The organism is Novosphingobium sp. 9U, from assembly GCF_902506425.1.
In the GTDB taxonomy this organism is placed as follows: domain Bacteria; phylum Pseudomonadota; class Alphaproteobacteria; order Sphingomonadales; family Sphingomonadaceae; genus Novosphingobium.
In genome coordinates, this window is record NZ_LR732497.1 from 1 (window position 1) to 25,880 (window position 25,880).

The window sequence follows — 25,880 nt, forward strand, 5'->3', positions numbered from 1 at the left end:
TTCTCCGCTGATGCTGGGCCCGGTCACCAATCGAGAGCCCGTTCTTCATCATACCGGGGAACAACCACCTGCATCAGCACCGATCGCGCAGTGGTGGACCGCTCCCAGCGATTACACCATGTTCATGCGGCGAGGGCAGGGGGCTCAGACGGCCTTCCGGCGGTGGAAAGCGGAACGGTCGCTATGGAGCGGTGAGGGCGGAAACGCCCGTTCCTTCCGGCGACGGGGCAGGGTGCTTTAACGCCTGCCGGTGGAGGACTACGGACTGACCACTTTGGAAGCCCGGTGGGCGTAAGTGGCCCCTCGTTGATTTGGCGGCGTCGCCCTCGTGACTCGACTGCAGTGCCGACGCTTGTCACCATAGCCTGTCAGAGGAACTGCCGTTCCGTTCACGAAGCGCGGAGGTCTGCTTACCAGATGACAAAGTGCGGCTAAGCGAGGGGGATGAGTGCCGCTGACCTAAAGACCTGCTCATCGCTCGCCTCGTCCGGGAGAGAGGCGGCACCTCGCAGACATGGCAGCGTGCGGTTGGCAAGGTGATCGTGCGTGACATGAGGACGCATGCCCATTGCAACTGGGACGTCACAGCAAGCGGCACTGATGTGCAGCGTGCCGCCATCGAACGGCTGCTCGACGACTTGCGACTTGAGCACCCCATCCTGGAAGCCGGTTGAGCGTTTGACGGCTGCAGCCGCCGACATTGCAGACCTCCAGTGGCTCAAAATCACTAGCTGAAAGCCGCTGTTCGTTTATGCTTGCGCACCCGCTCTCCGGTTATCTGACACGTCGATGAAATGGTTCCGGACGACAACTATGGAACTATGCCGCGAATGGTACGGTGAGCCTCAGACAGTTTCCAAACCCGAGTTATCGACAACTGCATGGCGTTTTTATGCACAACAGGAAGAGCAGTTCGGAAGAGGGGTGCCGCTTTTGGGTCGGGTAGATGCTACATATAAAAGCGGTAGGAGGGGTTAGGCGGCTGATTTTCGGACAGTTCGGTCATCAACTGCCCCACCTTCTTGGCGAAAGATAGCGTGATAGGATAACGCGAAATTCCCTCGCTAGTATTCCAATTCATCTTGGATAGCGCGAGGATTTCAATTGCGCGCTGGGCAGATCGGATGGTCCGGCACTTCCGATTTCGATGGGTGCAGGAATGTGCGGTCCCGGATACTCGTTCCACCAGGGAACGTAGCCGCTCGTAAACAGATAAGTCTGGTCGCCTACCGAGCAAATCGTTCCCCGCCAAGGCTCCTGAAACCCCTTGCGAACGAGCCGAAACGGCGTGGCGCGGATCCAGACCAAGTCGCATGCAGGCACCTTGCCGCTAGCGGCGCGCCGAAATCCTTCTTCTTCCTCCGGTTGATAGGTCGTCGTCTTGTGAATGACGATACGGCTCGGCGGCACACCGGACTGAGCCTCGTACTTCTCAAGCACGTCGCGCAGCAAAGCGTCGCTTTGGTCTGTGGTTAAATAGGGCTGACGATCACGCCGCTGTTCGTGTTCGATCGTTGCGCCCTTGAGCGCGAAGGGCTCAACATCGGTTGAAAAAGCCTGTGCGACGCTGGCGTAGACGAGACTTCCGGCGCGGCGCTTTAAATGGTGGAATGAGATACCCACGAAACAGACGTTTTCGGGAAGGTCGGCAGGGCGCCAGGGAAGGCCGCCGGCCTTGTAGTAGAGAGACACCGCCAGGTTCCAGGCGCGCGTAGCATTGCTCTGGCCCTTGTCGTCAGGGCGCTCGACGGTATCACGTCGAATGACTTGCAGTGGGACGGGATTGGTATGAGCCATGATCCGAGCCTTGAGGGCGCGATAGAACGTTCGGAATAGCAAGTCGTCCGCTTGCGTGCGAAGCTCTTCCGCCGCAGCGAGCTCTTCCGGCGTCGGTTGGAACAGCGCGAACTGATCGCTCTCTTCCTCGCGACGCAATTGCTCCAATGCGCGACGCTCCGCTGTCGATAGGCCCGGATTTTCAACTCGCAGGTCACCGATTTCATCAGGTAGGCAAATGACAACGCAATCGGGCCTGCTGTCGCCGAACATGCCTTGGATGCGGCTTTCGAACAGGTCGAGCAGATCTTCGAACGCCTCCGCGTTCGCTGCCCTTGCGCGAATGAGATCTAGCTTGTCTTGATCCAAAGGACGTACAAACCGTTCTTCAATCACAAAATTCACACCCAGGGCCCCTTCGCTGCCGGGCCAATCTGGATAGCGACGGGCGTTACCTTCCCTTGCAGGCAAGAAGCCAGACAGGCGCGAGAGCCAACGGCGCACCGCTCGCACATCTTCCACGGGACCGACGAGACCGACGTTGACCTGTCGTATGCGCCCAGCGTCGACCGGCCCTCCAGACGGCAGGGATCGCCTCGGTTCAAGCCCCACCACACCCTCGCCAAAAGAAAGCTTCGGTTCAGGCAGACATTCGATCTTGATCTTCATCGCCGGCCAAAAGTCCTGTCTCGGGAATATCCACGGTGAGGAAGCTGCCTTCGAGCAGCAAGTCATCGACATGCTCATCGCCAATGTCGATTGTTGTGCGGCCGGATGCGAGGAATCGGGCCCAGAACGCGAGATCATCGTCGACATTCTTGTTCCGGTCGAGCTTCATTCGCCGCGTGGCGCGTGCTGTGCGGGTGAAAGCCGGAAGGGGCTTCCGTGCGTCTCGCCCGGTGAACATGTAGAACGGCTTGATCCGCACCGCCCATTCGCCCGCAACCTGCGTAATTTCGTAACTGAAGCCCTCGTTTTCGAACCAAGCTCTACTCCCGTCGGCGCGTTGCTTGACTACTTCACGAGCGACGCCGCGGCGTCGCGGCGTATCGTAGACGAGCCGACGTGGACTACCATCCCGTCCTTCGAAATAAGCCCGACGCCGCTTACCGTCCTCCAAGATCAGGCCCTGCGCCTCCAGACTCCGTAAATGCCGCTCAAAATGCTTGCGAATCAACCAGGACATCACGCGGCGTTGGTCGGCATCGGCTTCGAGTTCTACGCGAGACACAGCGCGTGTATCGACGTCTGCGACCAGGGGCCCGAGAGCGGCCGTGATGATCGGTAATGGCACAAAGCTCCAAAGCTCGGTCTCGCCGCGATGAATGAAGGTGCCCGCTTCCCCGATAGCGACGTCGCGAGATCGCGTTCGAAGCGGGGCCAAAAGGCGAATGATGGAAACCCGGTCCGGCAAAGCTGCAAAGGGCAGCACATTGATCACGTAGGTACCGACAGGACGATCGTCGCGCGCGATAGTGGTCGTGCCCGCTGACGCGCTCGCCTGTGCAAGAGTTACCCTGAAGCTACGGCCGCCGTCAGCGAGAGAGAAGATCGCTTCGCCTCCGAGTTCTTGGGTGAGGAAGATGTCGCATAAAGCCCGATTACGCAGCGCGGTAGCATTAGGCTCCGGCGAAAATCTACCATCGGATTGCAGGTTAAGGCGCCTGCCGAGTGGTTCGATAAGGCCCCCGGGGTTCTGGAAAGTGATTGTCGATCCGGGACGGACATCGATGCCAGCAGGTTTCGCGACCTCGTAATCGCGATGAACCAGCAGGTTCACCACGAGCTCGACGAGCGCCCGGTGCGAGTAGGCGGGCATATCCTGGTGGCGATTGCGCCCTTTGACGCGCAGAGTCGGGTTGATGTCACTTGCTTCGAACCATTCGATCAGTTGGCGGCGTTGGTCGATAAGATTGCCAGAGAATATCTGACGCTTTTTTCCTCCGATCGTCGCGCCTACAATCGCGTGACGAAAGAACCGCTGTGGATCTTTGCCGAACAGCAGAACGCAGCCGGACGTCGGAGTTTCGACGCCATTGTGGCCCACGATTAGGCCCTGTTCGATCAGCAGCGATCTCAACGTTTCACTGGTGACAGGCGCGCGGCCGAGCTTCGCGCAGTATTCTCTCATTGTCGCCAGCATCACAGGATGGTCGAGATCATCGAAGGTGGCGTCTGTCGCAGGTTGATCGTCGAACGCCACCGAAACCGATGAGGCCTCGGGAGATCGGCTCGACGGATAAGCGTCTTCGCCCTCCAGCTCGATCGTCAGATCGGCCATGACCTCGTCAAAGCCATCAATCTCGAGCAGCTGAAAATTCCGCCCGACAGCGCGTTGCAGCGCGGCCACGTTCGGGTGTGGCGTCTCGCCGTCACGAATGCACCAGTAGATCCCATTCTTAAATCGCTGTGCGCCCTTTGCCGTCCGGCCAAGCAGGTGCTCCATAACCGACGGCTCTGCGCCCCGGTACCCCATGACAATCAGCGGAGAGGATTCGATCAATGGCGCGAGTTGCTTCACGAGCCTCGGATCGAGTTTCTCGACCTCACCCTGCTCGTTTCGATCGGTATATTGCTCGGCACGGCCGTGTAGCCAGACGATTTGGGCACGGTTGAATAGACCGAACTCGCGCAGGTCGCCGGGGCCGCGATTGACCTCCGCCACGTGGCGAATGTGGGGCCGTAGGTTGTTGAGCGCTGTCGGAAGACAGGTGTCGAAATTGACGGTCATGACCGTTCGGATGAGCCCGCGCATCACGAACTCGGCCAGCCGCTTATAGCCCTGACCGATCCCATTGGACGGCTGTAGCAGATCGAGAAGCAACCTAGTCCGATATTCTCGCGGATTCAGCAGGTGCTCGACGACAAGGGGAAAATTCTCAGCAAGTCGCTCTTCGCCCTTGATGAACCAAGCGTGCGACTGCAGCCAGGATTGCCACTCGGCGAGCTTGACTTGCTCGGGCAGGACGTTGCCGCCAAGCTCGCGTTCGGCATAAACACGCTTGGCGAGGCGCATGACGCTCGGCGCCGCCATAGGGACACCTGACGAGAAAGAGGCGCCTGCGCCGAGTAGGAGGACGGGCCGCGCCTCATTGTCGGAGCGGAGGATCGAAGAGAGAATTCGAACCGATGACTGCTGCGTCTGCGTGGACATCTACGCCTCTTGCGCTGGTCGACGACAAGTAGGCCGAGGAACATGACCGGAACGACGCGCAAAGGCAATGGTTTCTAGCCGTTTTCCCAAGGTTCCGATGATCTGTGGATCGTAACGCCCGGTGCGCAAATCCGGTACTCACCAAAAACGACGGTTGCAGATGGCCGTTTCACGACTGATTTTTTGTTTTGACCCACCAGTGGACACTTCAAGGGCACACAGTGGCGTGGCGTCGCGACGGCGTGCTAAGCCGACACGGCAAGGCTGAATAGAATGGGGACGGGGATACCATGGCGCGCCAACTTAAGCTAACCCGCTTCCGCGACGTGCCACTCGACGATCCGTTCTTCGACAGCCTCAAGGAGGGCTACGACGAATTTCCCCAATGGTTTGCGAGGAAGGCGGACGAGCCACTCTATGTCATAGCCGATGGCCGCAAGATCAGTGGTATGATCTACCTGAAGCGCGAGGACGGCCCCGTCACCGACGTCGTTCCGCCGCTGCCGGCGCGTGTTTGGCTGAAGGTTGGCACTCTGAAGATCGAACCGGCACGCACAAAGCTCGGCGAGCGGGCGATCAAGAAGATCCTCGACACAGCACTCTCCGAGGGAGCCGAGGGAATCTACGTTACGGTATTCGAAGTCCATCGCGGCCTCATTGCACTATTCGAGCGCTACGGCTTCGTCCACGCCGGAACTAAGACTACCGACAACGGCGTCGAGCAGGTCTATGTCCGCTCGCTCACCGAATACGACAACGATCCATTGATGCGCTATCCGTTCATACGTGCCGCTGGCCGTCGCTACTGGCTGCTTGCAATCTATCCAGAATACCACACGCGACTGCTGCCGGATTCGATCCTCAACAATGAGCCTCGGGAAATCGTCGAAGATGTCTCACACACCAACACGATCCACAAGGTCTACATCTCGGGACTTGCGCTCCAGCGTATGAGCCCTGGCGATCCGGTTATCTTCTATCGCACGAGCGATCGCGATGGGCAGGCTCGATACCGCTCGGTGGTGACCTCGGTTTGCGTTGTCGAAGAGGTCCGCCAGAAGCGTGATTTCGGAGGAGTCGATCCGTACTTGGCCTACACCAAGCCGCGTAGCGTTTTCGACGAGGAGGAACTTAGGGACAAGTATCTCACGTCCGACCGCCTCGCTGTTGCCAAGCTCACCTATAATGCCGCATTCGCTCGAAGGGTCATCAGGCAGACACTGCTCGACGAGGGTATCCTCACGCCGCGCCAGCGCCCCGACCTCGTCGAACTGGGACGCGCGGCTTTCGACAGGCTGCTCGAGCTTGGAGAAGTTAATGCGCGTCTTGTTATCGATTAGGCCGGTCCACGTCGCCAATATCCTGAGCGGGACCAAACGGTTCGAGTTCCGGCGACGTATGTTTACGCGCCGCGATGTGCGCTCGGTCTTGATCTACAGCACTATGCCGGTGGGTCGACTGGTCGCCGAATTCGAGATCGCCGAGATTCTTGAGGACGAGCCTGACCGGCTCTGGGCGCGCACCCATGCTGCCTCAGGCATTAGCAAGGATTATTTTGACGCCTACTTCGAGGGCCGTAACACGGCGTTTGCACTTAGGATTGGTGCGCTTACGATCTTCGAGACGCCAATCGAACCAGCTGCGCTCATCGACAATTTCACCCCGCCACAATCCTATCGCTACGTCCCGTCACCCGCCAGCCAGCTCGCGCTGTTCTAGCGTATGGCGCGTGGACTCTGCATTTTGGTATTCGGCGTTTCGGGGGTCGGTAAGACGTCCTCCTGCACCGACTATGTCGCGCGCCATCCCGAATGGCTCTACCTACGCGCCAGCGCGCTGCTAAGCGATGCGACCGGAGAGAGCGCAGAAGCACTGCGGACAAGCAGCGAGGACGCGATCCTTAGAAACCAACGACTCCTGGGAGTGGCGCTCAAGCGCGCGCGTGCCGGCCGGGAGGCCTCGCCCGTCCTAATCGACGCTCACGCTGTGATCGACAACGATCGCGACCTCGTTACTGTACCGGTCGATGCCGTAGCTTCGCTCTATGCCGACGGCATCGTTTTGCTTGAACTGTCGGCCACGATGCTGGCCGCGCGCCGTGCCGGCTCAGATCGGTTGCGACCTACTCGTTCGGCATATTCGCTCGATCGCGAATCGCGCTTAGAAAGTGCCGCGGTGCGCAGCTATGCTACCGCGCTAGGTATTCCTTTTGCTCGAGGCAAGGTTGAAGGAGATTTTCGGCTGGATCCGCTGATCGACGAACTCGTCAGGCGGCGACGCGAGCATGCGTCGTGACGCTTGGCCGAGATGGTAAGACGAGACTCGCCGTGGCATCAACGACGCCTTCATTATATCCGAGCTCGCACGCTGCCGGTACGTACCGGCCCTGGCAGCAGGAGCTGAGATGGAAGCCGTAATAGTCGAAGATGCGTTCAAACAGCGGTAGCTTAGAATCGCTAACCGTGAGGTGGGGCTTGTCGTCATTGACCCATTTAAGAAGGCTGTCGAAAATGCGCAGGCCCATGCCGCGGTTGGCATATTCGTGCGCAACGCGGACGGTGCAAATTTTTCGCTCGTCCTCCTCATTTTTGGCGATGCCGAGCCCAACAAGTCGGCCGTCACGCTCAATCCGCAGCAGATAGCGCGTACCCGTATGGAGGCCGGGAACAACCTTGCTCATATACCAATCTTCAATGCCGGGATAGTCTTCCGACAGCGGTAACAAGAAAGCCAAGGCTTCAGCCTCTCGGTCAGCCAAGGGGGCGAGACCTAGAGATGCGCAACGCGCCGAGATCCAAGACGAGAATTGGTTCACGATATGATCCTAACGCACGACCGACATAAGAGATAGCAGACATAGCAATTTTCGCCAGACCGAGAGCCCGAGTGTCACCAGCGATTTTGCGAGGGCACCGATATGGGCTGCGACACTGGAGAGGCCCGTCCAAACTGCGGCAATCATAGGGCCTAGTTGGGGTTGCAACCATCCCGCCGCAAGGTTGCCAGCGATGCCGAACAAAAAGGCGAAACCGAGATACTGGACGAGCGTCTTGCGGCCGCTTCGCCGGGTCTGGAGCTTTACAAAGGCCGAAAAGTCGACGATCGGTTTGCGGGGTCTGGCCGACCGCTTCCAATGGTAAACGACCATCCCCGTGGGTAGGCCGGGAGCATATGCCGACCAGATCGGGTACTCGAGAAGCCGCATCTTGTGGAACTCAGTATTAGCGACCGAGAGTTCCGCGCTAACCGGCACGGCAGTGAGGAAGGCCACGAGGGACATCCGAGCGGCACCGGGCGGCTGGTCGCTCGCCATCCGCTGCTCTACCGCGGTTGGGAGCGTTCGCGCTTCATTCAAACGGAAATCGAGATATTCGATTTGGTCGTAGCCGCTGAGCAGGAACCGGTCGTAGACTGGGACGTCCTCTACAAAGGGATTGCCGTCGTTATTGGCTGGCATCGCGATCCGCAGCCGGAAATAAGCACGTGAGGCTCCGCTTCGCGCTTCGCATGCGCGCAAAGCGGATGGCTGAATGGTGCAGATCGTCCCCTCACTGAAGGGGTGGACCGAAAGCTCGTTCGCACTGATTGCCTCGCCGGCGAGATTTTTTGCGAAAAGGTGCATTCGGCAGAAAATGCGGCCGTTAGACTTCTTGAGTACAAGTGGTCCCGGGCGCGAAGAATTTGCGGTCAGCACTTCGTTGAAGATGCCCTGTACCACTTCATGATTCGTGAAGTGGGGGGCGCAGTCTTGAATCGCTGAGGTACGGACAATCGTCGGCACGTAGATGCTGAGTTTCTCGACGAGGCCAACGTCCTCGACCATAATGCCGATCTCGGCAAAGTCTGTGCCTTGGTCCGCCCGGGCTTTCCTCAACCTAAGGCGCTTTCGTGGCGCTTCAGGCATACGCCAGTAGTTGAAGTGGACTTCGAACGCTATGCCCGTCTTTCCAGCGACCGGGACGCACCAGACGGCGATACTCTTATTCGAAGACATTGTTTCCCCCGGATCTTGCGATCTAGCGGCAAGTGTGAGCCTTTGCGACTCCAATCTGCTGTGCCTTCGGCATGGGGCTCGGAGTATGTTCTGCTGCGTGAGACAGAATAAATTTACCAATCTGCTCTGGGGCGACGCGCAGGAAGTTTCTGAGCTTCCGTATGCCGGACCGGGGATCGAATACGACGAAGATCTTGGCGAGGATACTAACCGACCACGGCTCCAGCTTGAGTTTTTGCTTCTGTGTCGAGCAAACGGGTTTGTTGTGCGGCGCTTGAAGGTACGACCGCTTACGACCATGAATACGCCGTTCCGATCCTGCGCTCCGTATGTCGGCTCACGTCGAAAGCTGCCGGTCGGGCCTCGCCAAACGGCGGGTCGGCAGCGCCAGCTCCTGATCGCGGCGGATTGCCGCGCCCGCTGTTCCGGCGGTCCAACCGTGCGCCATGCTCAGCTCCAATAGTTCGTTCGGCGAGCTTGTCGGTTCGCCCGCGTGCAGGGCGGCCGTGCCGTCGTTAACCTGTTGCAGCCGGTTGGCGATGTTGCCTGCCGGGCATAGCTGCAGTAGCAGCGCGGTGGCTTGGCAAAGCAGCGCCTTAGGAGCGCTTTTCAGTGCGCACAGCCGATCGCCGTAGGCCACGCCAGGCCGCCGGTCGCCACCACGGCGGAATGGTCTGTGATGTCGCTTGCCGCGACACCTCCAGGATGCGCCAGGCCACGAGCAGCTTGTTGGTCCCCGCCACCCGAAAGCACTGGAAGACGAGTTCCACGTCAGCGCCTTGCCTTGTACGGGCGGCAAGCAGGTAGCTGCCGCCGGGCGTCACCGGCAGCTCGCGTGCCAGCGCCACGTCGTCAACGAACACCGTCTCGGCCTTCTCGATCGCTGTCCATTGTTCGGCAGTGAGGTCACGGGCTAACGATCGCGCCAAAATTGGATTGTCGGGGAAATTGTGCTGAGCAAGTTGCTCGATCGGGCGCGTGCCCAATGCCACAAGGAAGCCTATCCCGCCAGGTACGAGGGCTCGCAACGTCGGCTTTGCGTACGGCTCCTCAAAGCCGCTCCATAGCGAGAGCTCGATGGCAACATCGTCACGGCCATGACAGCGCCGCGCGAATGAGTAGGTTTGACCGCCCTCCTGCGCTGCGGGTGCGAGGCCGAGGCCCCCTGGCACAAGCACGCTCAGGCCCGAACCCGTGCACTCCAGCAGCGCGGCGAAGCGGCCGGTGAAGGCGTCGACCTTCAGGGCCGCTGGTGGGATCAGGACCTCATCCGGGTGCCGCATCAGCTGCGAGGACAGCAGCCGCCACCTCTGCTCGCCGATTGACGTGTCGGGCATCGTGAACAGGTCGCGCACCTTGCGCCGCTGCTTATCCGGCAGGCGCTGGGTCCACCGCATCAGCCAGGACGCAGGATGACGCGCGAACGCCTCCTCAATAGCCGCGCGGGTCAGCATTGCCGAGAGCCGCACCTCGGAGAGTGGGTCGTGTGCCAGTTCGCCCTGGTCGCGCCGCTGTTCGGAGAGCGCCCACCCTGCGATCCGCGCGCGTCGCTCCGCGTGCTTCAGCCTGATTGCCAGCCGCAGCCCAACCGCGATCGCTACCAGTAGCGCAATCGTGAGCCAGACGCGTTCCGGCGAGCGAGCGCGGGTTGCGCCGAGCAGCGCCCAAGCGATCGATCCCGCCAACGCGATCAGGACGGCACCATAGTAGCGGAAGAGCACCGCGCTCCGATCGATCAGCCACTGATAGGGGTGCCGTTGACCCGATTGGCGCACGCGGTCCTCGGCGCGCCGAGTGCAGCTGTCTATCGCCTCCATCACCCGCCAATACTCTGGCGGCAGGCGCAGGGTCTGGCAAGCCGCAGCCATCAGGTCCGCCGGGTAGCGCCAGCCGTGCACCACGCGCAGCAGGGGCACGGTCGTAACCACCCCCTGCACCCACTCGAACAGCGTGAAGTAAGCCACGAGTAGGCCCGCAGCGACGTACCAACGCTCCAGTGATAGCCCCATGGACTGGAGAGGCGTCTCGATCTGGAACCAGAGGAGGGGCAGCGAAGCGCCGCCATCCGCGACCGCGCGGGGGTCGATCACGAAGAAGCCGAGCCACACTAAGAACAGCAGGTGCGCCACCAGCGCCGGCGCGTGGCGGCGGATGAACGCGAGTACCTCGTCAACCGCTTTCATACCCTTGGTCTCCCCGTCGGTAGCATACCTGCAGACTCAGATGCTGTCGTCGATCAATGCTTGATTGAATCTGGACAAGCGATCCCAGTGCGAACGCGGACGATGGCATTGTCAAAGCAACGGGGCAGCCATATTCCGATTAGGTTAGGCTTCGTTTTCGCCGTTGCAATTGCGCGTGCGTTCTGCGGAATGGCTCCGTATGTTTCTACCTAAACCGGCGACTGGACCCTCGCTTTGCGCCATTCTGGCGGTGAACGAACCAGATCCTGGTCAGTTTGACAGTACCTCCACGGGCGTTGCGCGTTCCACGCCGATGATCGATCCAGGTTGCGAGGACCGCGTCCGGCAGAAGACGCCGTTGCCACAGACCACTCGGAATGGCGGCTCTGTCCCAATCCAGACTTCCGCCCGGATGTGAGCAGGCGCTCGATAACCGATCATCTCACCCGGGGGGATGGCTGAAGTTGAGGAGCGTCACTGGGCCACTGAATGGCTCGAACCAGAGTCGCAGGTGCCAGCGCTTTGAAGACTTCACCGATGCACGAGGAGTATTCGCAGAGCAGTACGCGACAGCTGCGGCTGGTTATGCTGGATCATCTAAAGGTCAAAGATCGATCGATGCAGCTCCTGCGGGTACCATTAAGCCCGCATCTTCAATAGCACGTTGACAAACCACTTCGATACGCGAACATAGCTTGCTGTTCGATTCATCGATTGAGTTCCGTGTAACATTTTTGCGGGGGCATGCTATGGCTAGAGCCACACTAGCGCTGATAGTTGTCTCTCTCGGCGGGTGCGCCATTATGGACACCGGCGAGATCGACTATCGCCGCGCGGAACCGCTAGAGGCGCCGGCCGTCGCGCGGCGGCTCCTCGATTACCGGACGGAGTGCGCCCGCGAGCAGGGCTTCTCAGGGGTAGTTTCGGCCACTTCACGCGAGACGCCGTGCGTCCCGCTGCTCGGCTCGGCGCTGGTGCGCCAGAACGTGGGCGGGCAGCAGGCCATCAGAGCGGGCGACGTCTACTCGATCCGACTTGAGCATGGGCTCGTCGCCTTCCTGACCGAACCCGGCATCTCGGTCCGACGGCTGGCGTCGGGAAAGTCGGTGCGCCGAGCCGTTGGCGAGATCGTCGTGCTCGCGAGCAGTTTCGAGTTCTCGTCGACAGGCGGCTCGGCCGAGGAGGCGGGTGACGGCGGCGGGAACGCCACCGTTCCAACGGTGGTGCGCTTCAGCGATATGACCGACCTAGCTCAGACCAAGGTGATCTACTACGGCCCCGACGTAGAGGAGGGGCAGGACCTCAATTTTAGCAACATCCCGATCCAGGCACCAACGCGATACGGCGGCAACCCGATAGGCATCCAACTCATCGTACTCGAGCTCGACCGAATGAGCTCGCAGATGCAGTCGCTCCTTAAGAGGCTCGCCGGGCTGGGGCAGGCGTCGAACCTGGTGCCAGGCGGGCAGGCAGGATCCGTCCTCCTAGAGCTCGGCACAAGCCTTCTAACCCAGGACAATGACGACACCATCTTTGAATATCGCTTCGTCCTTGATCCGTCCGATGGGCGTTTGGGCACAGTCTCGGCGCCGTTCGAGGCCGGCCGCTACGTGTTGCGTCGCTCGGACGAGCGACGCGACGATCAGAACTGGCGCAACCTACAGCTCGACCTCAACACGGGCAAGCTGGTCCGCACGGTGCCAGGGACGGGTAGGCCGGGCGAGGGCGAAGCGGACGGCGTCGTGGGCAGGCCGTTTACCGAGGACACCTACTTCACCATCAACATCGTCAAGCACGCGCCCGGTACGCTTCCATCCTCCTACGCCCACCAAAGCTTTGCCGAGCTGGGCGAGAATATTGCGTCCGCCGCCGGCCGGCGCGACCAGTCGCTGGCTGAGGTGACGGCGGCATTGGAGCGGAAGACAATCGCGATCCGCAGCCGCGCTTGGGCGGCGGACCTTTCCGTGGCATGGACGGCCGTTGAGGGCGCGGGCCACGACTACGCGCGCCTCGTGCTCCCCCCCGCCGGCTGCCCGGCCGCGACCCCGAACGAGCTGAGAGACCTGGAGCGTCGGCGCGACGTGGCGCGGCTCGGCCTGAGATCGTCAGCGCTGCGCTTCGCCCGGCTGTACAGGAGCGCGGCTGAGGACGAGGGAGGTGGCGCGGGAGCAGAGGTCCCGGTGTTCCCTGCCGGCGAGCGCGAAGCCGTGCTCGCGCGCATGGCGTCGCTCTTCACACCGTTAGCCGGAGGCGGGGTCACGGCGACGCAACTGACTGACTCGGCCGCGTTTGAGTCAGCCTGGACGGGCACCGACCTACAGCCGTTCGTCGAGGAGGTGGTCGCCGCGGCGGGCCGCAACTGGGCACCGCCAGACTGCGACAGCATGAAGGCGTCGGGGTTGGTCGGCTAGCGCGAAGAGATGGGCATGTTGGCGATCTGGCCCTCGCTGCAGAGCGTGCGCTCCATTCTGCGCACCCTCCGCGCCGCTCGGATCTCGGCGGGCCTGATCGCGCTTGGCTGCGCGGCGCTCACGCTCGAACAGGGGCTCGATGTCGTCCGCTCGCTAGTAGAGAACGCGAACCGCCACATTCACGTGGACGGCCTTGAGGGGCAGGGCTGGCGCCTAGTGCTGTTCCAATGGGCGGCGTTCGTGCTCGCCTGCATGTGGAGCGGCCTCAATGCCTGGTACTGGCCGCGCATCCTGTACCGGCTGACGACAACCGCTCCGACGCCGCAGTGGCTGCGTATCGTGCTGAGGACGCTCGGGCTCTTCCCCCTCGTGACCGCGGTGCTGGCGCTCGCGCGCGTCGCTTTGTCACCGGGGGCATCCGGCGCGCGCGACGTCTGGATCGGCCTGTCCATCTTCATCGCGGCGACGGTCGCGCTTGCAACGCTATTTGTCTACCGCGGGGACATTTTCTCGGGCGCGATGCGTTGGTACAACCGACCCTCGTGGCTGCTCAACGCACGCCAAAGGCGCGGCGGGCGAGCACCGTCGCTGACGCGCGGAGACGATGCATTCTTTCTGGTCTCCCTGGGCTTGGGCGTGGTGATGGTCACAGTGCTTTGCGTGCCTGGCCTCCGAACGACGGCTGCAATGCTGCTCGGCTCCGCCGCGCTGGCGTTTGGCGCGATCGGAATCCTGATCGCGGTCCTGAGCGCGCTCGCCTGGGTCTTCGGACGCGTGAAGATGCCGGTCGCGCCCGTGCTGCTCGTCACCTTCGCCTTATTCAGCTGTACGAACGACAATCACGACGTGCGACTACTCGGACGAAGCGACGACGCGGGCGAGCGTCCGGACATGCGGGCCGCCCTAGCTGCTTGGGAGCGCGCCAACCCCGATCCGAGCGCTCCGCTGATCCTGGTCGCCGCGGCCGGCGGAGCATCGCGCGCCGGCTACTGGACCGGCGCGGTTCTCCGCTCGCTTGACGAGCGGACGAACGGGCTGTTCGGGAGTCGCGTCTTCGCGATCAGCTCCGTCTCGGGTGGCGCGCTCGGTGCGATGGGCTACGCGGCGCGTATCGCGGATGCTGGCGCGGCGGGACCTGGCCGCTGCTACGACGCGGGCGCGGCCCGCGAGTTCGACCGTGCCTTCCTTGGAGGTGACTACCTGGCGCCTGCGGTCGGCGGGCTGCTGTACCCGGACCTGCTTCAGCGCTTCTGGCCTCTCCCCTGGTTTCCCGACCGCGCAACCGCGCTGGAGGAGGGCTGGGAGTTGGGTTGGCGCCGCGCAGCTCGTGAGCCGGAAGTCGCCGGGTCTCCCTGCGCGCCCAGGGCCAACTCGAACCTGATGGCTGGCGATTATGGCGCGATATGGCGCGACTCACTCTTGGGGCGGAGAGGCTGGGTGCCCCTGGTGCTAGTGAACGGCACGCTGGTTGAGGACGGTAAGCGAGTGATCACCGCCCCGGTTCGCGTGGACGCGCGCGTGTTCGAGGATGCCCATGATTTCTTCGAGCTCGTCGGGCGGCGCGTGCGCGCGTCCACGGCCATCTCGAATGGGGCGCGGTTTCCAGTGGTGAGCCCAGCAGGAACGCTCGTCGGTGCCTCCGGGCCTCGCGGGCGCATCGTCGACGGCGGCTATTTCGAGAACGGCGGCTTGGAGACGATGCTCGATCTCGCACGCTTTCTGCGGGTGGCGCGGCCGGGGCGAAGAATTATCCTGCTCGAGGTGGATAACGGACTGCCGGACGACGCCGGCCCGCTACCAGCCGACTTCCAGCGCTACGCCCATGACGCCGACCCGCGAGACGTGCTGCTGCAACGCCTGGACGTACAGCAGCCTCCCACCACGGGAGCGCCGATGTTGTCCGAGGTGACGAGCATCGTAGGAGGCTTGTACCAGACCCGCACCTCGCGGGGCGTGCTTGCCGCGAAGCGATTGTCGGGCGTTAACGCGAATGGCCTTGGACCGGCCGTTTCCCGCGTGACGTTCAACCTGCCTCGACTCGGGGCCGGCGCGGCGATGAGCTGGTCGCTGTCGCTCGCCTCGCGCAGGCACATGGATGCGCTCCTCCGGCCAGCCAGACCTGGGGATCTCCCGCGCATGGGCGGGCGGCTGGTCGCGTGCCAGCGGGCCGTCGCGGACCAGCTCGCGGCCGCGGTCGCCGGTCGCGCCGCGCCGCGCAGTAGTCGCTGCCCGGCGCGCACCCGCGAAGCTGCAGCAGTCGGCTACCCATTGCCAATCGCCGGCGTTCCGGGGCCTTGATGGTGAGACAGGGTTGCCGACAGAACCTGGTACCGCGTGAACGCTAGACGCAGAACAGGGCCGCCCTCCGCTCGAAAGCAACTGCTTCACCATAGCGCAATTACCTACCATAGCGTCGAGCGGGCGTTAGTCAGCCTATCATCTCCGCTCGGCAACCAAAGAAGTTGCGGCGAACTTCTTAACCGCTTCCACGTGTGGCCCCGCTTAGTTAGACATGCACCGCGCCGAATCTCCGTTTGAGATAAGCGGGCGGGTGGTCTGGCGAGAGACTGCCTTGTCGACAGGTTGTCGTGCGTGCGCTGCTGGCCAGAAACCCGCCCGTTCGCGTATGTCCTAGCAACGCGAGCATCTCCCAAGTTTCGGCCTCTTCACGCGCTCGTCACGTCGCTCGCAACGCGGCGGTCAAGCCCTTATCAACAAAGGGCAGAAGATGGTGAGCGAAGAGGGCGCGCGGAATGACCGGAAACTGGTAGCGGCGAGCAGGGCCTGAATGTCCACAAGTGGGTCGTGGGCAGCCGCGGATCTGCCGGACAGCTTTTGACCATTTGACGGCGCTCAAAGGGTGGTCGCTCCCCGCACTCGTACTTGCTATGTGTTTGCGCTTGTAGGTTGAAAAAAGGAGCAACCAGCATTGGCCTGGCAGGACTGGTTGGCCCTTTCACCCAAAGCATTCGAGAGCCGGCTGCGACATCGCCTGGAAAGGACGCCCGAGTTCGATGACGCCGTAGACCTCTACAATGAACTCATTGCGACGTGTGACCAGAATGCTCGGCATGTGGCTGAGGTAGCGACGGCCGTCGCTGACTTGATGCAGCAGCGCGACCTGGAGTGGGAGCGGCTGCTGTTCCTCGAACTGACGGCCCGTGCCCGGTATATGGCGGGGGATGTCCGTGAGGCATTCGACGCGCTTGCTACGCTCGCCCGCGCCGACGATTCCGATGATACGCAGGAGACCGTACTCGAGATCGTGCACGCCGCGGTTGAACATGCGGATTCTGTCGCGTCGAGCATCGACCACCGTCCAGTAGTGTTCAGCGCTGCCGCCAGCCTGCTCGAATATTATGATCTGCAGGATGAGCTCGGCGATCTGAAGTTGCGGAGTGCGCTGCTCTACTCCCGGCACGGCGCTTCGCAGGCCGCCTATCGCGCTATCGCGGATGTCGAGAACCAAGCGCACGAAATTGGGTCGCTGCCTCTGCTGGCGCGCGCGCTTCAGACCGCGGTTGCAGTTTCCTGTGAGGAAGGCGATCCGGATTTTGCGGTCAATGCGGGAAAAAAGGCGCTCGAAGTCCTTGCTGAACTCGACGCCGAACCGCCGATGGTTCTGCTCGGCAATCTTGGCACTGCGTTCATGCGGGCCGGGGACACTGTGAATGCGGAAACATATTTGCGGCGCGCGCTGGAGGTGTCGGCGACAAACAGTGACATCCGCCCGGTCTTGATGGTTAATCTTGCCGCCTGTATGCGACAGGCGGGCAAGGTCGCGCAGGCACGGTTGATGATCAACGAAGCGAGGACCGCACACAGCGGAACCTCTGATCCCGAGGCCCTACTCGAGTTGGAACTTGTCGCCGCGCGGATCTGCGCGGAGAGCGGCGACGCCGGTGCAGTTGCCATCGCGCTTGCCGCCGCTGCTCGCGCGTTCGACCAAACGCTGTGCCATGTGCTCCGCTTTCACCATCGGCGTGGCCTGCGCGAGCGCTACCTTCCGCGGTTCGACAATCTGATGGCGGCCATGCCGGACGAGGGGCCGGTCGACGAGGCGCTCGAGGCGCTTCTTGCCTGCCGGGGCAATGCGCTCGGGGACTGGATGGCGCTGCTCGAGTGGAGCCGGAAGACGGCGGCCCTGGTGCAGGCAGATGAGGCGGCCGCGCTAGAACGGGCACTCGAGGGTCTGCGCGGCGAGGGCGTGCCGCACCTGTTCGGCTTTCTCGAGAAGTATGATGATGTGTGGGGACCGCGGAACCCGGTTGGCTATCAGTGGGACAGGCTCTCGCAGATGGTCGCGACACTCGATAACCGGTCCGGTCCGGCGCTTGATCAGGCTGGCCAGGCCGCGATGATCGACGCGGTTCGCAGGCGGCTAGCCGACGGCCACTGCATCATGGCAGTCACTCATGCCGGCGAGCCGCTGCTGTGGTCGTTCCATGGCGACCGGTATCGGCGAACCGCCCTGCCCGAAGTCACGCGGTCCAACTGGCATGCGGCCTTGCTGCGGTTCTCGCAAGGCGAGATCGGGCGACAGGAATTTGCTGCGGCGCTCGGTGGCTGGCTGGACGCGGTGTTCCCACTGCTCGAGCCGGTCTTGGATGGCCTTGACAGAGGCGGTGTGCGCTCGATCCGCTTTCTGCAGGATTTCGGACCCTCCCCTCCGATGACCGCGCTCGCCATGCGGCATCCCAGCCTCCTGGAGCGCATGCGGCAGGGCCTGTTCGAGGTCCGGCTTGTCGCGGCGGTGGTGCTCTCGGCTGAGTCTCCGCAGATCGACGGAGGAGTCGCAGCTATCATCGACCGCGACGGCGAACTGCTGCTGCCCCGTTACGAAGCCGCTGCATTTGCGGAGGCTGCAGGCCTTCCGTCACCGGTTATCATCGACACCGGCGCTACTGAAGAGCTCCCGGAACTGGTCGGGGATGCGCAGGTGCTATTCGTTTCGACACACGGGACGCCAGTCAGCAGCTACACCGATCCATATTTTGCCTCGATCGGCGGCGAGGCACCGCATCCGGTCTCGATCAGCCGTCTGCAGGCACATGGCGACCGCCTCGCGCTGCGGCTCGTGCTGCTCAATGCCTGTTATTCCGGTGCGGGATCGGCCCGGAATTATCAGCAGCGGTTCCGCACGGCCGACGCGGTGAGTTTTCCGGCATGGTCGCTGCTCAACGGCCGCGCCATCGCCTGTGCCAGCGCGTGGCGGACGAGCGACACGGCGCAGTATCTGTTCTCGAGGTATGCCGGCGAAGCACTTGGCGCCGGTCTGCCGCCGTCCGGCGCTGTTTCGTCAGCGATGGTGCGGCTTCACCTGGCAACGCGGGACGAGGCGATCGCCGCCCTGTCGGCTATTGCCGAGCCGGCCGACCGGGCGACGGCGACCGGCCGGCTTTCAAACGCGCCGCAGCACGGCGCCTTCAACCATCCCTATCTGAGCGGCGCCATGGCAATCCACAGCTTACTCTAACCAGTCGAAGCAACAAGCCGGGCCTCACTGCGGATTTTCACCCGCAGGACGTTCAGATCTGCCCGGTCATGCACCGGGCGAGTGGGCCCAAACCGCGAGGTATGCCCGCTGTTTTGTTGGGATGTTCCAAAGCGGGGAGGCTGCAAAGTCCCAGATCCTGGCGTCGCGGTCGGTTGAACAGGCACGATGAACGAATGTCTAAAGTTGGGAAGAGGGGAGGGCGGCCTGAACGACCGGGATTGGGTCGGCCGAAGAAGAGCATGGACGGCAGCTCGCGACCAAAATGAGCCGTTCCGAACCTGCACTCCCTACGTCGGCTCACGCGGAAAGCTGCCGGTCGGGCTACGGGGAGCGGCGGGCCGGCAATGCGCCTACTTCCTGCCGTTTAGCAGTAGCATTGCCGATCGCAGTACCTGCTATTGGTTTACCAACAGCAGATAGCATCCACGAAGGCTGCTTGCAGTCAGCAGCAAAACCTAGCCACACGCTCGAAATGACCGAGACTGAAGCGTCCCGCTAATATAGCAATCCTAAAGCTTTATTGCTGTGAGAGCTTCTCCATACTCTCGAGCTCATCGTACGTCTCATAGGTTCTCGCCTTAAGGTTCCTAGAGAGGAACGCTATCTTCGCCTGTTCCCCGAGCTTACGGCCCTCCATCACATCTTCCTTGAGTCGCGCTTCGATATCGATGTCTCTGTCGGTAGAGGCGTCGCGCTTCTCAACATACATCCAGACCGTCTTTTTGGGCTCGGCTCCCGCCGCCATGATTGTCAGCGGAAAGGCTACCCCAAGCAGACGACCATCGGCACCTCGGTTGAATTGCGCGCCCGAAGGATCAATCGAAGCCGAGTCGTTCCCCCATCCCGGCGGTGGAGGCGGAGGTGGCGTGGATCCACCGCCCGAGAGCGCTGCGTCGGCGAAACGGCGCGATAGGTCGTAAACGTCGGCCTTCCGCCGCGCCCACGGCTGATTAATTGAAAGCGGCGGCTTCTTGAGCCTTGTAGAGCAAATCGGTTTCGCAATCGTGCCTTCGGCGTAAAGGACCCGATTGACCGCGCTGTTGCGAGCGGGTTCCGCTTTTATCTTGCGGCCGTACTCCCCCGGATTCAGCGACTCCCCGATCGGTAAATTGCCGTCACCACTCGCTTTCAAACTCATGGTCGTAATCACCGCGAAGGGTACGCCCGCGTCGCGGAGGGCCTTCACAGTTCCCCCCTCGTGCGCCGCGCCGACGATCATGACAATCGGCGCAGAGGCGTTCTCCGTGGCGGTTACTGCGCGCTCTACCATTGTACGAGTCGCATCGGCGCGCGATTGCAGGAAGGCTCGGTATTCTTCGAGGTATTTCTTTTGCGGATCTATCAGGCCCTCTGGTACCTCGTCGGTGAGCGAGGTCAAAGTGCCGATATCGTCGAGCTCGCCCTCGATCTGCGGAATGCCATTCCGGCCTTGCGCCGCCGGGCAGCTGCGGGTGAACAACGGGCTGAAGCGGCTGGTCGGCGGGACGAGTTCCGCCAGAATGGCGTTCTTCGCGGTTGTGAGCACGCGCCCCTTGTCGGTGACGCCTGGACAATCGATCGCCCCCGGCTTGTCTAGGCCGCGCAGGAAGCCCGCGTTTCTCGTTGCCAAAGCGTCAAGCTTGCGTCGGACATTCTCCCGGTGGGTCCGAAGCGCTTTGACCTTCTCAACATCCTCTCCGGCATCGAGAAGAGCGTCGAGAGAAGCAATCTGCGCCACGGTGTCGCACAGCGATCCCTTGGGAGCGTTGACCGTGTATCCCTCCTTAGTTTCCCCGGCGGTGAGGGGCACGCCAAAGCCGGCCGCCAGGAACTCAGCGCTGCTGATATCGCCCTCGGTGAACATCCCATAGGCCGCGTCAACGTCCATCCGTTTCGGCTGTGCTTCAATCTCCGTCGCGCCTTCCAGCACGATCGTCGAGATACCGAGCCTACGCTGTAGTCGCACGAGGATCAGCGCCTGCTCGCGCTGTTGCTGGAGCGAGTTATGGCCTTCGGGAAGGACGTAGATCGGAACTTGCCCCTTGCCGGGCTCATTCGTCGTCACCTCGCCCGCGTCTGTTAGAATTGGCGCGGCAAGCGCCCCCGCGTCGATGGTGCGCGCCTCTGGGAGTGCGGTGTCGCCGTCCGCTGGCTCCGTATGGCAAGAGGGCAGAAGGGTCAGCGCAGCCAGCGCCAATATCCTAGGAAGGTATTTCATATTCGCTCATCCCTCCGCTTTACGTTCGGCCTATTTCGCTCCGATGATCTCCAATGCTTCCGTCGCCCCGAAGCGCGCGTAATCGTGGGTCTCAGTTTCCGCTGCACCGTGCAGAATCGCGCGCGCCCTTGACCCGCCCACGTTCCCTAGGGCTTGGTAAATCCAGTACCGCGCAACCGGATCGTCGCCGGCGCCCCGGAACACGGGCAGCAGCTGGCCGAGGTAGGCCGCAGCTCGAGCCTCGCTTTCCGGCCCGTCCAGCTCGCCTAAAAGAGCTTTAAACTCCACTTCATCGAATTTGCGGATCAAGTGGTTGGTGCCGTCGCCTGGCCGCCGTCGCAGGACTGCGCCAATAGGAAGCATGAAACCGATGCGAGGATCGCGAATTGGGTCCGCCGCGTTTCCCGTTACGATTCCGACGATGCCGCCAGCGAGTCGGTCCCAAACAGGCCCACCGCTAAAGCCCGCTCGGATCGGAAAGCCATCCGCGTCACCGTTCAATTGAACCGCACCGACTGCATTCACCAGCCCGATCGTGCCATGCGCGGCGTTGCCTTGCCACTCCCATCCGTTAGGATAGCCGAAGGCATCGAAACGGTGCCCGCGGTTGATCTCACTGATCAACAACAAAGGCGCGGCATCGGCGACACCATCCGCGATTTCGATCAGCGCAAAATCGTCCACCGGAGTCGCCGCAGATCCTTGAAGGGCTAGCTCGCCGATCACTTGTTTGTCGGGCGCGGAGGCGAGCGACAGCCTGATCAGATCCCCGGGCACGTCCTCCCTTCGCGCTCGTTTTCCCTGAACAACATGAGCGCAACTGAGGATATGGTGCGCATCGAGCACTACACCCGTTCCGACAACCGCTCCTCCGTCTGAGATGATCCGGCATGAGGCGCCGCGAAGCGCGTCAACCGTCATAGGTCATCTTGATCTGAAGATTGCCTTCGGCCGACCCCTTCGCGACGATGATATTGCCATCGACTCCGAATTTCAGGCCGACCGTGATTTCCACAGTCGTCGGGTTGCCTGCAGTGGCGCGAAACCTTGTGATCAGCGAATCGAGCATCGTGACGATGGGGTTAAGCGCCTCCCCCAGCGGCAAGAGTTTGGCGGCAATTTGCCCGGCAGAACTAGCCTGCGCATAACCGCTGCCAACCATGGTCGGGTCGACTTCAACTTTAATTTCGGAACCATCGGAGGCAACATAGGTCGCAATAGGTGACATGACCGGTCCTATAGTCACAAGCCCGAATTCACGAATCTCAGGAGCAGATACTTTTAAAGTAATGTGCCAGCACGCGCCAGAAAGCAAGATATGAAAAAAACTGCCGGCGCTTGCTACCATCGCATCCTCATAGATTTGCGCACTGACTAGCCGGCTGACGCAATCTGAAACTTGCTGGATGGTTGATGTGGTGGGAAGCGCACCGACTGGATCGAGCCCAATATCGACAAGGATGGGTGCTCTCAGGCCGTGGTCAGCAAAACAATGAACTTCTTCTTGATCTTGTACAAAAGAACCCGCCTTGCCGATGATCGGTGACGTGCAACGGCGCAGCTGGATACCCGCAAAAACCGATAGCGTTTCTGCGGCTGTGATGATTCATTGAGTGGGAGCGATAATGGAGAGGCGTGGTGGATCCCAAGTCCCTGTTCAGTTTGAGCGATCATCTTGAAGCCTTGAGCAAGGACGGCGATCCGCTTGAGGTTCTGCAGCAGATGGACTTCGAGTATTTCCGAGGTTGGCTGGTTGAGGGTCTTGGCTATGGAGGCGGTGCTAAGGGTGGGCGACCGCCGTTCGATCCGGTGATGATGTTCAAGATCCTGCAGGCGCAGCACAACCTGTCGGACGCGCGGATGGAGTTCATGATCCGGGATCGCCTGAGTTGGCTGCGCTTCCTTGGGCTGTCACTCGGAGATCGCACGCCGGATGAGAATACGATCCGGCATTTTCGCAACCGTCTGACCGAGACCGGAACGCTGAAGAGGGTAATGAAGGCCTTCGACTGGCAACTCCAGAAGAAGGGCTACATTCCGATGTCCGGCCAGATTGTGGATGCCTCATTGGTGCCCGCGCCCAAGCAGCGGAACACGCAGGGCGAGCGCGAGGCGATCAAGTCGGGCAAGCGCGCGAAGGAAATCTGGCCGGACGAGCCGAACAAGGCCGCGCAGAAAGACACCGATGCGCGCTGGACGCTCAAGGTCGGCGGCAAGGTGCGCTATCGCGAGAACGGCACGCCATTGCCCATGATTGCTCTGCCGGTATTCGGCTACAAATCGCATATCAGCATCGACCGGCGCTTCGGCTTCATCCGTGAGATGGCAGTGACTTCGGCATCCGCCGCCGACGGGCGCCTCCTGCGCCACGTCGTGAGCACCGACAACACCGGCTCCGAGGTTTGGGCAGACAGCGCCTATCGCTCTAAGCGGAATGAGAAGTGGCTGTCCGATCGGATGCTTACGTCCCGCATCCCAAAGTCCCAGCCCAAGCCGCTCCCCGTGGCTAGCCTGAGATTACCGGAGGGCTGTCACGGTCACATGAATCAATGGCAGTAGTTGGGACGCGGCCAAGTGCGGCTGAGTGACCGCAACTGGGTCTGGTCATAAGCACGGGAGCGCCGTTCTGAAGCGGCAGGCGGTTCTCGGCTAGTTTACGCCCATGCAGCCCGACGACCGACGTGCAAAATGGCCATGCAGAAGAGATGAGTAACCTGCAACTTACGAGAGGCGCCCGAGTGCCGCTGAACATCTAATCCTTCGCTGTGCCCCATACTCGACCTGCGGAGCGATATAGCGCATGCTGTCTCGCTTTGTACGCGGCAAGGTGTTCTACAATCATGTGCCTCCTTGCGAGGTATGGAGGATACTATGGTCTGGCTTCAACTCGATGGCATGCGTGCCGCCGTCGATGAGAGCGGGCCTGCCGACGGCCCGGCATTGGTTCTCTTGCATGGTCAAGGAGGGGACTTGCACAGCTGGGACGAGCTCTGGACCAAGCTAAGTTCCAAGCATCACGTGGTTCGCTACGACCTACGCGGCTACGGCAACTCGACGGCAGTGTCTGGAGGTGTGTTCTCGCATGCCGACGATCTGGCGCTGCTGCTCGATGCTATGAGCCTGGAAGCCTGCGAGCTCGCCGGAGTATCGATGGGAGGCGGGATCGCGCTCAACTTCGCCCTGAACTACCCCGAGCGGGTGCGCCGTCTGGTTCTGATCAGTCCGCAGATCCTCGGGTGGGACTGGTCGGAAGGCTGGCGCACCGACTGGGCTCGCCTGACCGACGCTGTACGGGCTGGGGAACCTTGTAGAGGCCAAGCGGCTGTGGTGGGAGCATCCGCTGTTCGCCAGCACGCGCGGGTCGGCCGCTGCAGAGAGTTTGCGAGCCGAGATCGACAGGTTTGCAGGGCGCCAGTGGGTGGAAGATCGGCAAGCGCCCGTGATGCCCGACATCGAGCGCTTGCACGAACTGAGGACCCCGACGCTGTTGCTGAGTGGAAAGCAGGACGTTGATGAACTGCGCTTGATGGCCGACGTCCTTGCAGCCAGCAACGCCTTCGTGGAGCGGCTCGAGCTAGACGGCGGTCACTTGCTGCATTTGGAGCAACCAGACTATTGCGCCACGCACATCGCAGCTTTTCTGGCGTCATCGTGATGTCTCGATTGCCGGTGCGGCTTGGGCAGCCGATGAGCGCGCCGGAACTAACGGCCGCTATTCCCACTCGTTAAGGTCAATCGACCTCCCGCTCGTAGACCTAGAAAGCAGACCGGCTGCTCACGCCGTCTTCGCCCGCCGCCTTATTCCGAACGCTTGTTCATCGCTGCGCCCTTCGACGAAACTCCTGCGGTGTTTGCCCGAGCAGTCGGCGGAAAGCGTGTGCGAAGGCGCTCTGGCTCTCGAAGCCCACGTCGGCGGCTATGCATGCGATGCTAAGATCAGTCTCAGCCAGCGGTTCGATCGATGCAAGCAGCCGTGCCCGCCGCCGATATTCGTCCCATCCCATTCCGAGCTCAGCCTGACACCGGCGACGCAGCGAGCGCTCGGAAAGGCCCGCGGCCACCGCGGCGGCGGCCATGTGGCTGCCTGCCGGGTTCGCCCGGACATAGTCCAGCGCTCGGATGAGGGCAGGATCGGTCGTAGAGGGCAAGGTTAAGGGCGCCTGATCTTCGATCCACTCGCTGCACAGGCATGCGAATGCGGCAAAGAAGGCGGTACCAGTGACGTCGACCGGGCGATCCAGGGGCCAACGGACTGCTTCGGCAATCATCTCCCGCATCAGCGGCGATACGCGTAGGATCCTGACGCCGCTACCCGCCACGGGCACACTCTCCGGCGAAAGGAGGATGGCCACAGAGCGTATGCGGTGGAGGCTGTTGCGGTGGCGAACACCGGCGGGAATCCACCCGGCCAGGCTTCGCGGCAATAGATGCCGCCCATGTTCATCCTCCAGTTCCATCGCCCCTTCGAAGGCATATTGAAGCTGGTGCATGTCGTGATGGTGCCAGGGTGCGTCGACGTCGTACTCGTCCTGGACGATAGCACCTGCGGACCGGCGATGCTCAGGAGCGACCAGTGTCGACAGGCCGACATCCCGGTTTGCGTCGCTCACCCGCACTCTTTCGCCCCTCTTTGGCCGTTTCACGATGAAGGTTGGCCGATCGCCGCGA

At 61.9% G+C, this 25,880-nt stretch carries 20 protein-coding genes; 10 read left to right on the forward strand and 10 right to left on the reverse strand.

Going from position 1 to position 25,880, the window contains the following annotated elements:
* Nucleotides 1–551 precede the first annotated feature (551 nt).
* Entirely contained in the window at nucleotides 552–674 is a 123-nt protein-coding gene (locus GV044_RS22590; RefSeq protein ID WP_256377289.1) for a hypothetical protein, read from the forward strand.
* A gap of 403 nt (nucleotides 675–1,077) precedes the next feature.
* Here the strand turns inward: GV044_RS22590 and GV044_RS15870 are convergent, their stop codons facing one another.
* The gene (locus GV044_RS15870) at nucleotides 1,078–2,445 is read right to left on the reverse strand and encodes a hypothetical protein (protein WP_159872659.1); all 1,368 of its coding nucleotides are present in this window, start codon (nucleotides 2,443–2,445) and stop codon (nucleotides 1,078–1,080) included.
* Nucleotides 2,417–4,930, reverse strand: a complete 2,514-nt coding sequence (locus GV044_RS15875; protein WP_159872661.1) for a hypothetical protein — start codon at nucleotides 4,928–4,930, stop codon at nucleotides 2,417–2,419. The genes GV044_RS15870 and GV044_RS15875 overlap by 29 nt, the downstream gene beginning before the upstream one ends.
* A 290-nt stretch (nucleotides 4,931–5,220) precedes the next feature.
* Here GV044_RS15875 and GV044_RS15880 point away from each other — a divergent pair, with 290 nt between their 5' ends.
* From GV044_RS15880 to GV044_RS15890, 3 genes are read left to right on the forward strand one after another with little or no spacing between them, the layout of a single operon-like run.
* A complete protein-coding gene (locus GV044_RS15880) occupies nucleotides 5,221–6,270 on the forward strand; it encodes a GNAT family N-acetyltransferase (protein ID WP_159872663.1) in 1,050 nt (349 codons plus the stop codon).
* The gene (locus GV044_RS15885; RefSeq protein ID WP_159872665.1) at nucleotides 6,248–6,649 is read left to right on the forward strand and encodes a hypothetical protein; all 402 of its coding nucleotides are present in this window, start codon (nucleotides 6,248–6,250) and stop codon (nucleotides 6,647–6,649) included. Before GV044_RS15880 ends, GV044_RS15885 begins: the two co-directional genes overlap by 23 nt.
* Nucleotides 6,650–6,652: 3 nt before the next feature.
* Nucleotides 6,653–7,225 (forward strand): AAA family ATPase, encoded by a 573-nt coding sequence (locus GV044_RS15890; protein ID WP_159872667.1) that lies wholly within the window; start codon nucleotides 6,653–6,655, stop codon nucleotides 7,223–7,225.
* Here GV044_RS15890 and GV044_RS15895 read toward each other — a convergent pair.
* The 4 genes from GV044_RS15895 to GV044_RS15910 all read right to left on the reverse strand — a co-directional run bounded on the left by GV044_RS15895 (nucleotide 7,197) and on the right by GV044_RS15910 (nucleotide 11,107).
* The gene (locus GV044_RS15895; protein WP_201299133.1) at nucleotides 7,197–7,745 is read right to left on the reverse strand and encodes a GNAT family N-acetyltransferase; all 549 of its coding nucleotides are present in this window, start codon (nucleotides 7,743–7,745) and stop codon (nucleotides 7,197–7,199) included. The two genes, GV044_RS15890 and GV044_RS15895, sit on opposite strands and share 29 nt — an antisense overlap.
* 9 nt (nucleotides 7,746–7,754) lie before the next feature.
* A complete protein-coding gene (locus tag GV044_RS15900) occupies nucleotides 7,755–8,753 on the reverse strand; it encodes a hypothetical protein (protein ID WP_236555028.1) in 999 nt (332 codons plus the stop codon).
* A gap of 508 nt (nucleotides 8,754–9,261) precedes the next feature.
* The gene (locus tag GV044_RS15905) at nucleotides 9,262–9,564 is read right to left on the reverse strand and encodes a hypothetical protein (protein ID WP_159872671.1); all 303 of its coding nucleotides are present in this window, start codon (nucleotides 9,562–9,564) and stop codon (nucleotides 9,262–9,264) included.
* On the reverse strand, nucleotides 9,521–11,107 hold the full coding sequence (locus GV044_RS15910; RefSeq protein ID WP_159872673.1) for a hypothetical protein: 1,587 nt from the start codon (nucleotides 11,105–11,107) through the stop codon (nucleotides 9,521–9,523). Before GV044_RS15910 ends, GV044_RS15905 begins: the two co-directional genes overlap by 44 nt.
* 803 nt (nucleotides 11,108–11,910) lie before the next feature.
* Between GV044_RS15910 and GV044_RS15915 the strand changes: the two genes are divergently transcribed.
* From GV044_RS15915 to GV044_RS15925, 3 genes are all read left to right on the forward strand, one after another.
* The gene (locus tag GV044_RS15915) at nucleotides 11,911–13,518 is read left to right on the forward strand and encodes a hypothetical protein (RefSeq protein ID WP_159872675.1); all 1,608 of its coding nucleotides are present in this window, start codon (nucleotides 11,911–11,913) and stop codon (nucleotides 13,516–13,518) included.
* A 15-nt stretch (nucleotides 13,519–13,533) separates the two neighbouring features.
* On the forward strand, nucleotides 13,534–15,816 hold the full coding sequence (locus tag GV044_RS15920; protein WP_236555029.1) for a hypothetical protein: 2,283 nt from the start codon (nucleotides 13,534–13,536) through the stop codon (nucleotides 15,814–15,816).
* Nucleotides 15,817–16,447: 631 nt separating this feature from the next.
* Nucleotides 16,448–18,994 (forward strand): CHAT domain-containing protein, encoded by a 2,547-nt coding sequence (locus GV044_RS15925; RefSeq protein ID WP_159872679.1) that lies wholly within the window; start codon nucleotides 16,448–16,450, stop codon nucleotides 18,992–18,994.
* A 538-nt stretch (nucleotides 18,995–19,532) separates the two neighbouring features.
* Here the strand turns inward: GV044_RS15925 and GV044_RS15930 are convergent.
* Genes GV044_RS15930 through GV044_RS15940 form a run of 3 tightly spaced genes read right to left on the reverse strand, consistent with a single transcriptional unit; the run spans nucleotide 19,533 to nucleotide 22,560 of the window.
* Entirely contained in the window at nucleotides 19,533–21,212 is a 1,680-nt protein-coding gene (locus tag GV044_RS15930) for a hypothetical protein (protein WP_159872681.1), read from the reverse strand.
* A gap of 30 nt (nucleotides 21,213–21,242) precedes the next feature.
* Nucleotides 21,243–22,133, reverse strand: a complete 891-nt coding sequence (locus tag GV044_RS15935) for a trypsin-like peptidase domain-containing protein (RefSeq protein ID WP_159872683.1) — start codon at nucleotides 22,131–22,133, stop codon at nucleotides 21,243–21,245.
* Entirely contained in the window at nucleotides 22,123–22,560 is a 438-nt protein-coding gene (locus tag GV044_RS15940) for a CU044_2847 family protein (protein ID WP_159872685.1), read from the reverse strand. The genes GV044_RS15935 and GV044_RS15940 overlap by 11 nt, the downstream gene beginning before the upstream one ends.
* 290 nt (nucleotides 22,561–22,850) lie before the next feature.
* On the opposite strand from GV044_RS15940, the gene GV044_RS15945 reads away from it, so the two are divergent.
* The 3 genes from GV044_RS15945 to GV044_RS21915 all read left to right on the forward strand — a co-directional run bounded on the left by GV044_RS15945 (nucleotide 22,851) and on the right by GV044_RS21915 (nucleotide 24,867).
* Nucleotides 22,851–23,771: a transposase gene (locus GV044_RS15945; protein WP_201299134.1), complete on the forward strand. Its 921-nt coding sequence runs from the start codon at nucleotides 22,851–22,853 to the stop codon at nucleotides 23,769–23,771.
* Nucleotides 23,772–24,107: 336 nt separating this feature from the next.
* Nucleotides 24,108–24,725, forward strand: coding sequence for an alpha/beta fold hydrolase (locus GV044_RS22835; protein WP_159872687.1), 618 nt, complete (start codon nucleotides 24,108–24,110; stop codon nucleotides 24,723–24,725).
* The gene (locus GV044_RS21915; RefSeq protein ID WP_201299137.1) at nucleotides 24,655–24,867 is read left to right on the forward strand and encodes an alpha/beta fold hydrolase; all 213 of its coding nucleotides are present in this window, start codon (nucleotides 24,655–24,657) and stop codon (nucleotides 24,865–24,867) included. Before GV044_RS22835 ends, GV044_RS21915 begins: the two co-directional genes overlap by 71 nt.
* Nucleotides 24,868–25,027: 160 nt before the next feature.
* Here the strand turns inward: GV044_RS21915 and GV044_RS15955 are convergent, their stop codons facing one another.
* Nucleotides 25,028–25,822, reverse strand: a complete 795-nt coding sequence (locus tag GV044_RS15955; RefSeq protein ID WP_159872689.1) for a helix-turn-helix transcriptional regulator — start codon at nucleotides 25,820–25,822, stop codon at nucleotides 25,028–25,030.
* Nucleotides 25,823–25,880: the final 58 nt, after the last annotated feature.

Bases quoted from the DNA above. Each gene is read 5' to 3' on its own strand.
- GV044_RS15915 (WP_159872675.1), top strand. From the start codon at position 11,911: ATGGACACCGGCGAGATCGACTATCGCCGCGCGGAACCGCTAGAGGCG.
- GV044_RS15875 (WP_159872661.1), bottom strand. From the start codon at position 4,930: ATGTCCACGCAGACGCAGCAGTCATCGGTTCGAATTCTCTCTTCGATC.
- GV044_RS21915 (WP_201299137.1), top strand. From the start codon at position 24,655: ATGCCCGACATCGAGCGCTTGCACGAACTGAGGACCCCGACGCTGTTG.
- GV044_RS15880 (WP_159872663.1), top strand. From the start codon at position 5,221: ATGGCGCGCCAACTTAAGCTAACCCGCTTCCGCGACGTGCCACTCGAC.
- GV044_RS15890 (WP_159872667.1), top strand. From the start codon at position 6,653: ATGGCGCGTGGACTCTGCATTTTGGTATTCGGCGTTTCGGGGGTCGGT.
- GV044_RS15910 (WP_159872673.1), bottom strand. From the start codon at position 11,107: ATGAAAGCGGTTGACGAGGTACTCGCGTTCATCCGCCGCCACGCGCCG.
- GV044_RS15885 (WP_159872665.1), top strand. From the start codon at position 6,248: ATGCGCGTCTTGTTATCGATTAGGCCGGTCCACGTCGCCAATATCCTG.
- GV044_RS15870 (WP_159872659.1), bottom strand. From the start codon at position 2,445: ATGAAGATCAAGATCGAATGTCTGCCTGAACCGAAGCTTTCTTTTGGC.
- GV044_RS22590 (WP_256377289.1), top strand. From the start codon at position 552: ATGAGGACGCATGCCCATTGCAACTGGGACGTCACAGCAAGCGGCACT.
- GV044_RS15935 (WP_159872683.1), bottom strand. From the start codon at position 22,133: ATGACGGTTGACGCGCTTCGCGGCGCCTCATGCCGGATCATCTCAGAC.
- GV044_RS15900 (WP_236555028.1), bottom strand. From the start codon at position 8,753: ATGGTCGAGGACGTTGGCCTCGTCGAGAAACTCAGCATCTACGTGCCG.
- GV044_RS15930 (WP_159872681.1), bottom strand. From the start codon at position 21,212: ATGAAATACCTTCCTAGGATATTGGCGCTGGCTGCGCTGACCCTTCTG.
- GV044_RS15940 (WP_159872685.1), bottom strand. From the start codon at position 22,560: ATGGTAGCAAGCGCCGGCAGTTTTTTTCATATCTTGCTTTCTGGCGCG.
- GV044_RS15920 (WP_236555029.1), top strand. From the start codon at position 13,534: ATGTTGGCGATCTGGCCCTCGCTGCAGAGCGTGCGCTCCATTCTGCGC.
- GV044_RS22835 (WP_159872687.1), top strand. From the start codon at position 24,108: ATGCGTGCCGCCGTCGATGAGAGCGGGCCTGCCGACGGCCCGGCATTG.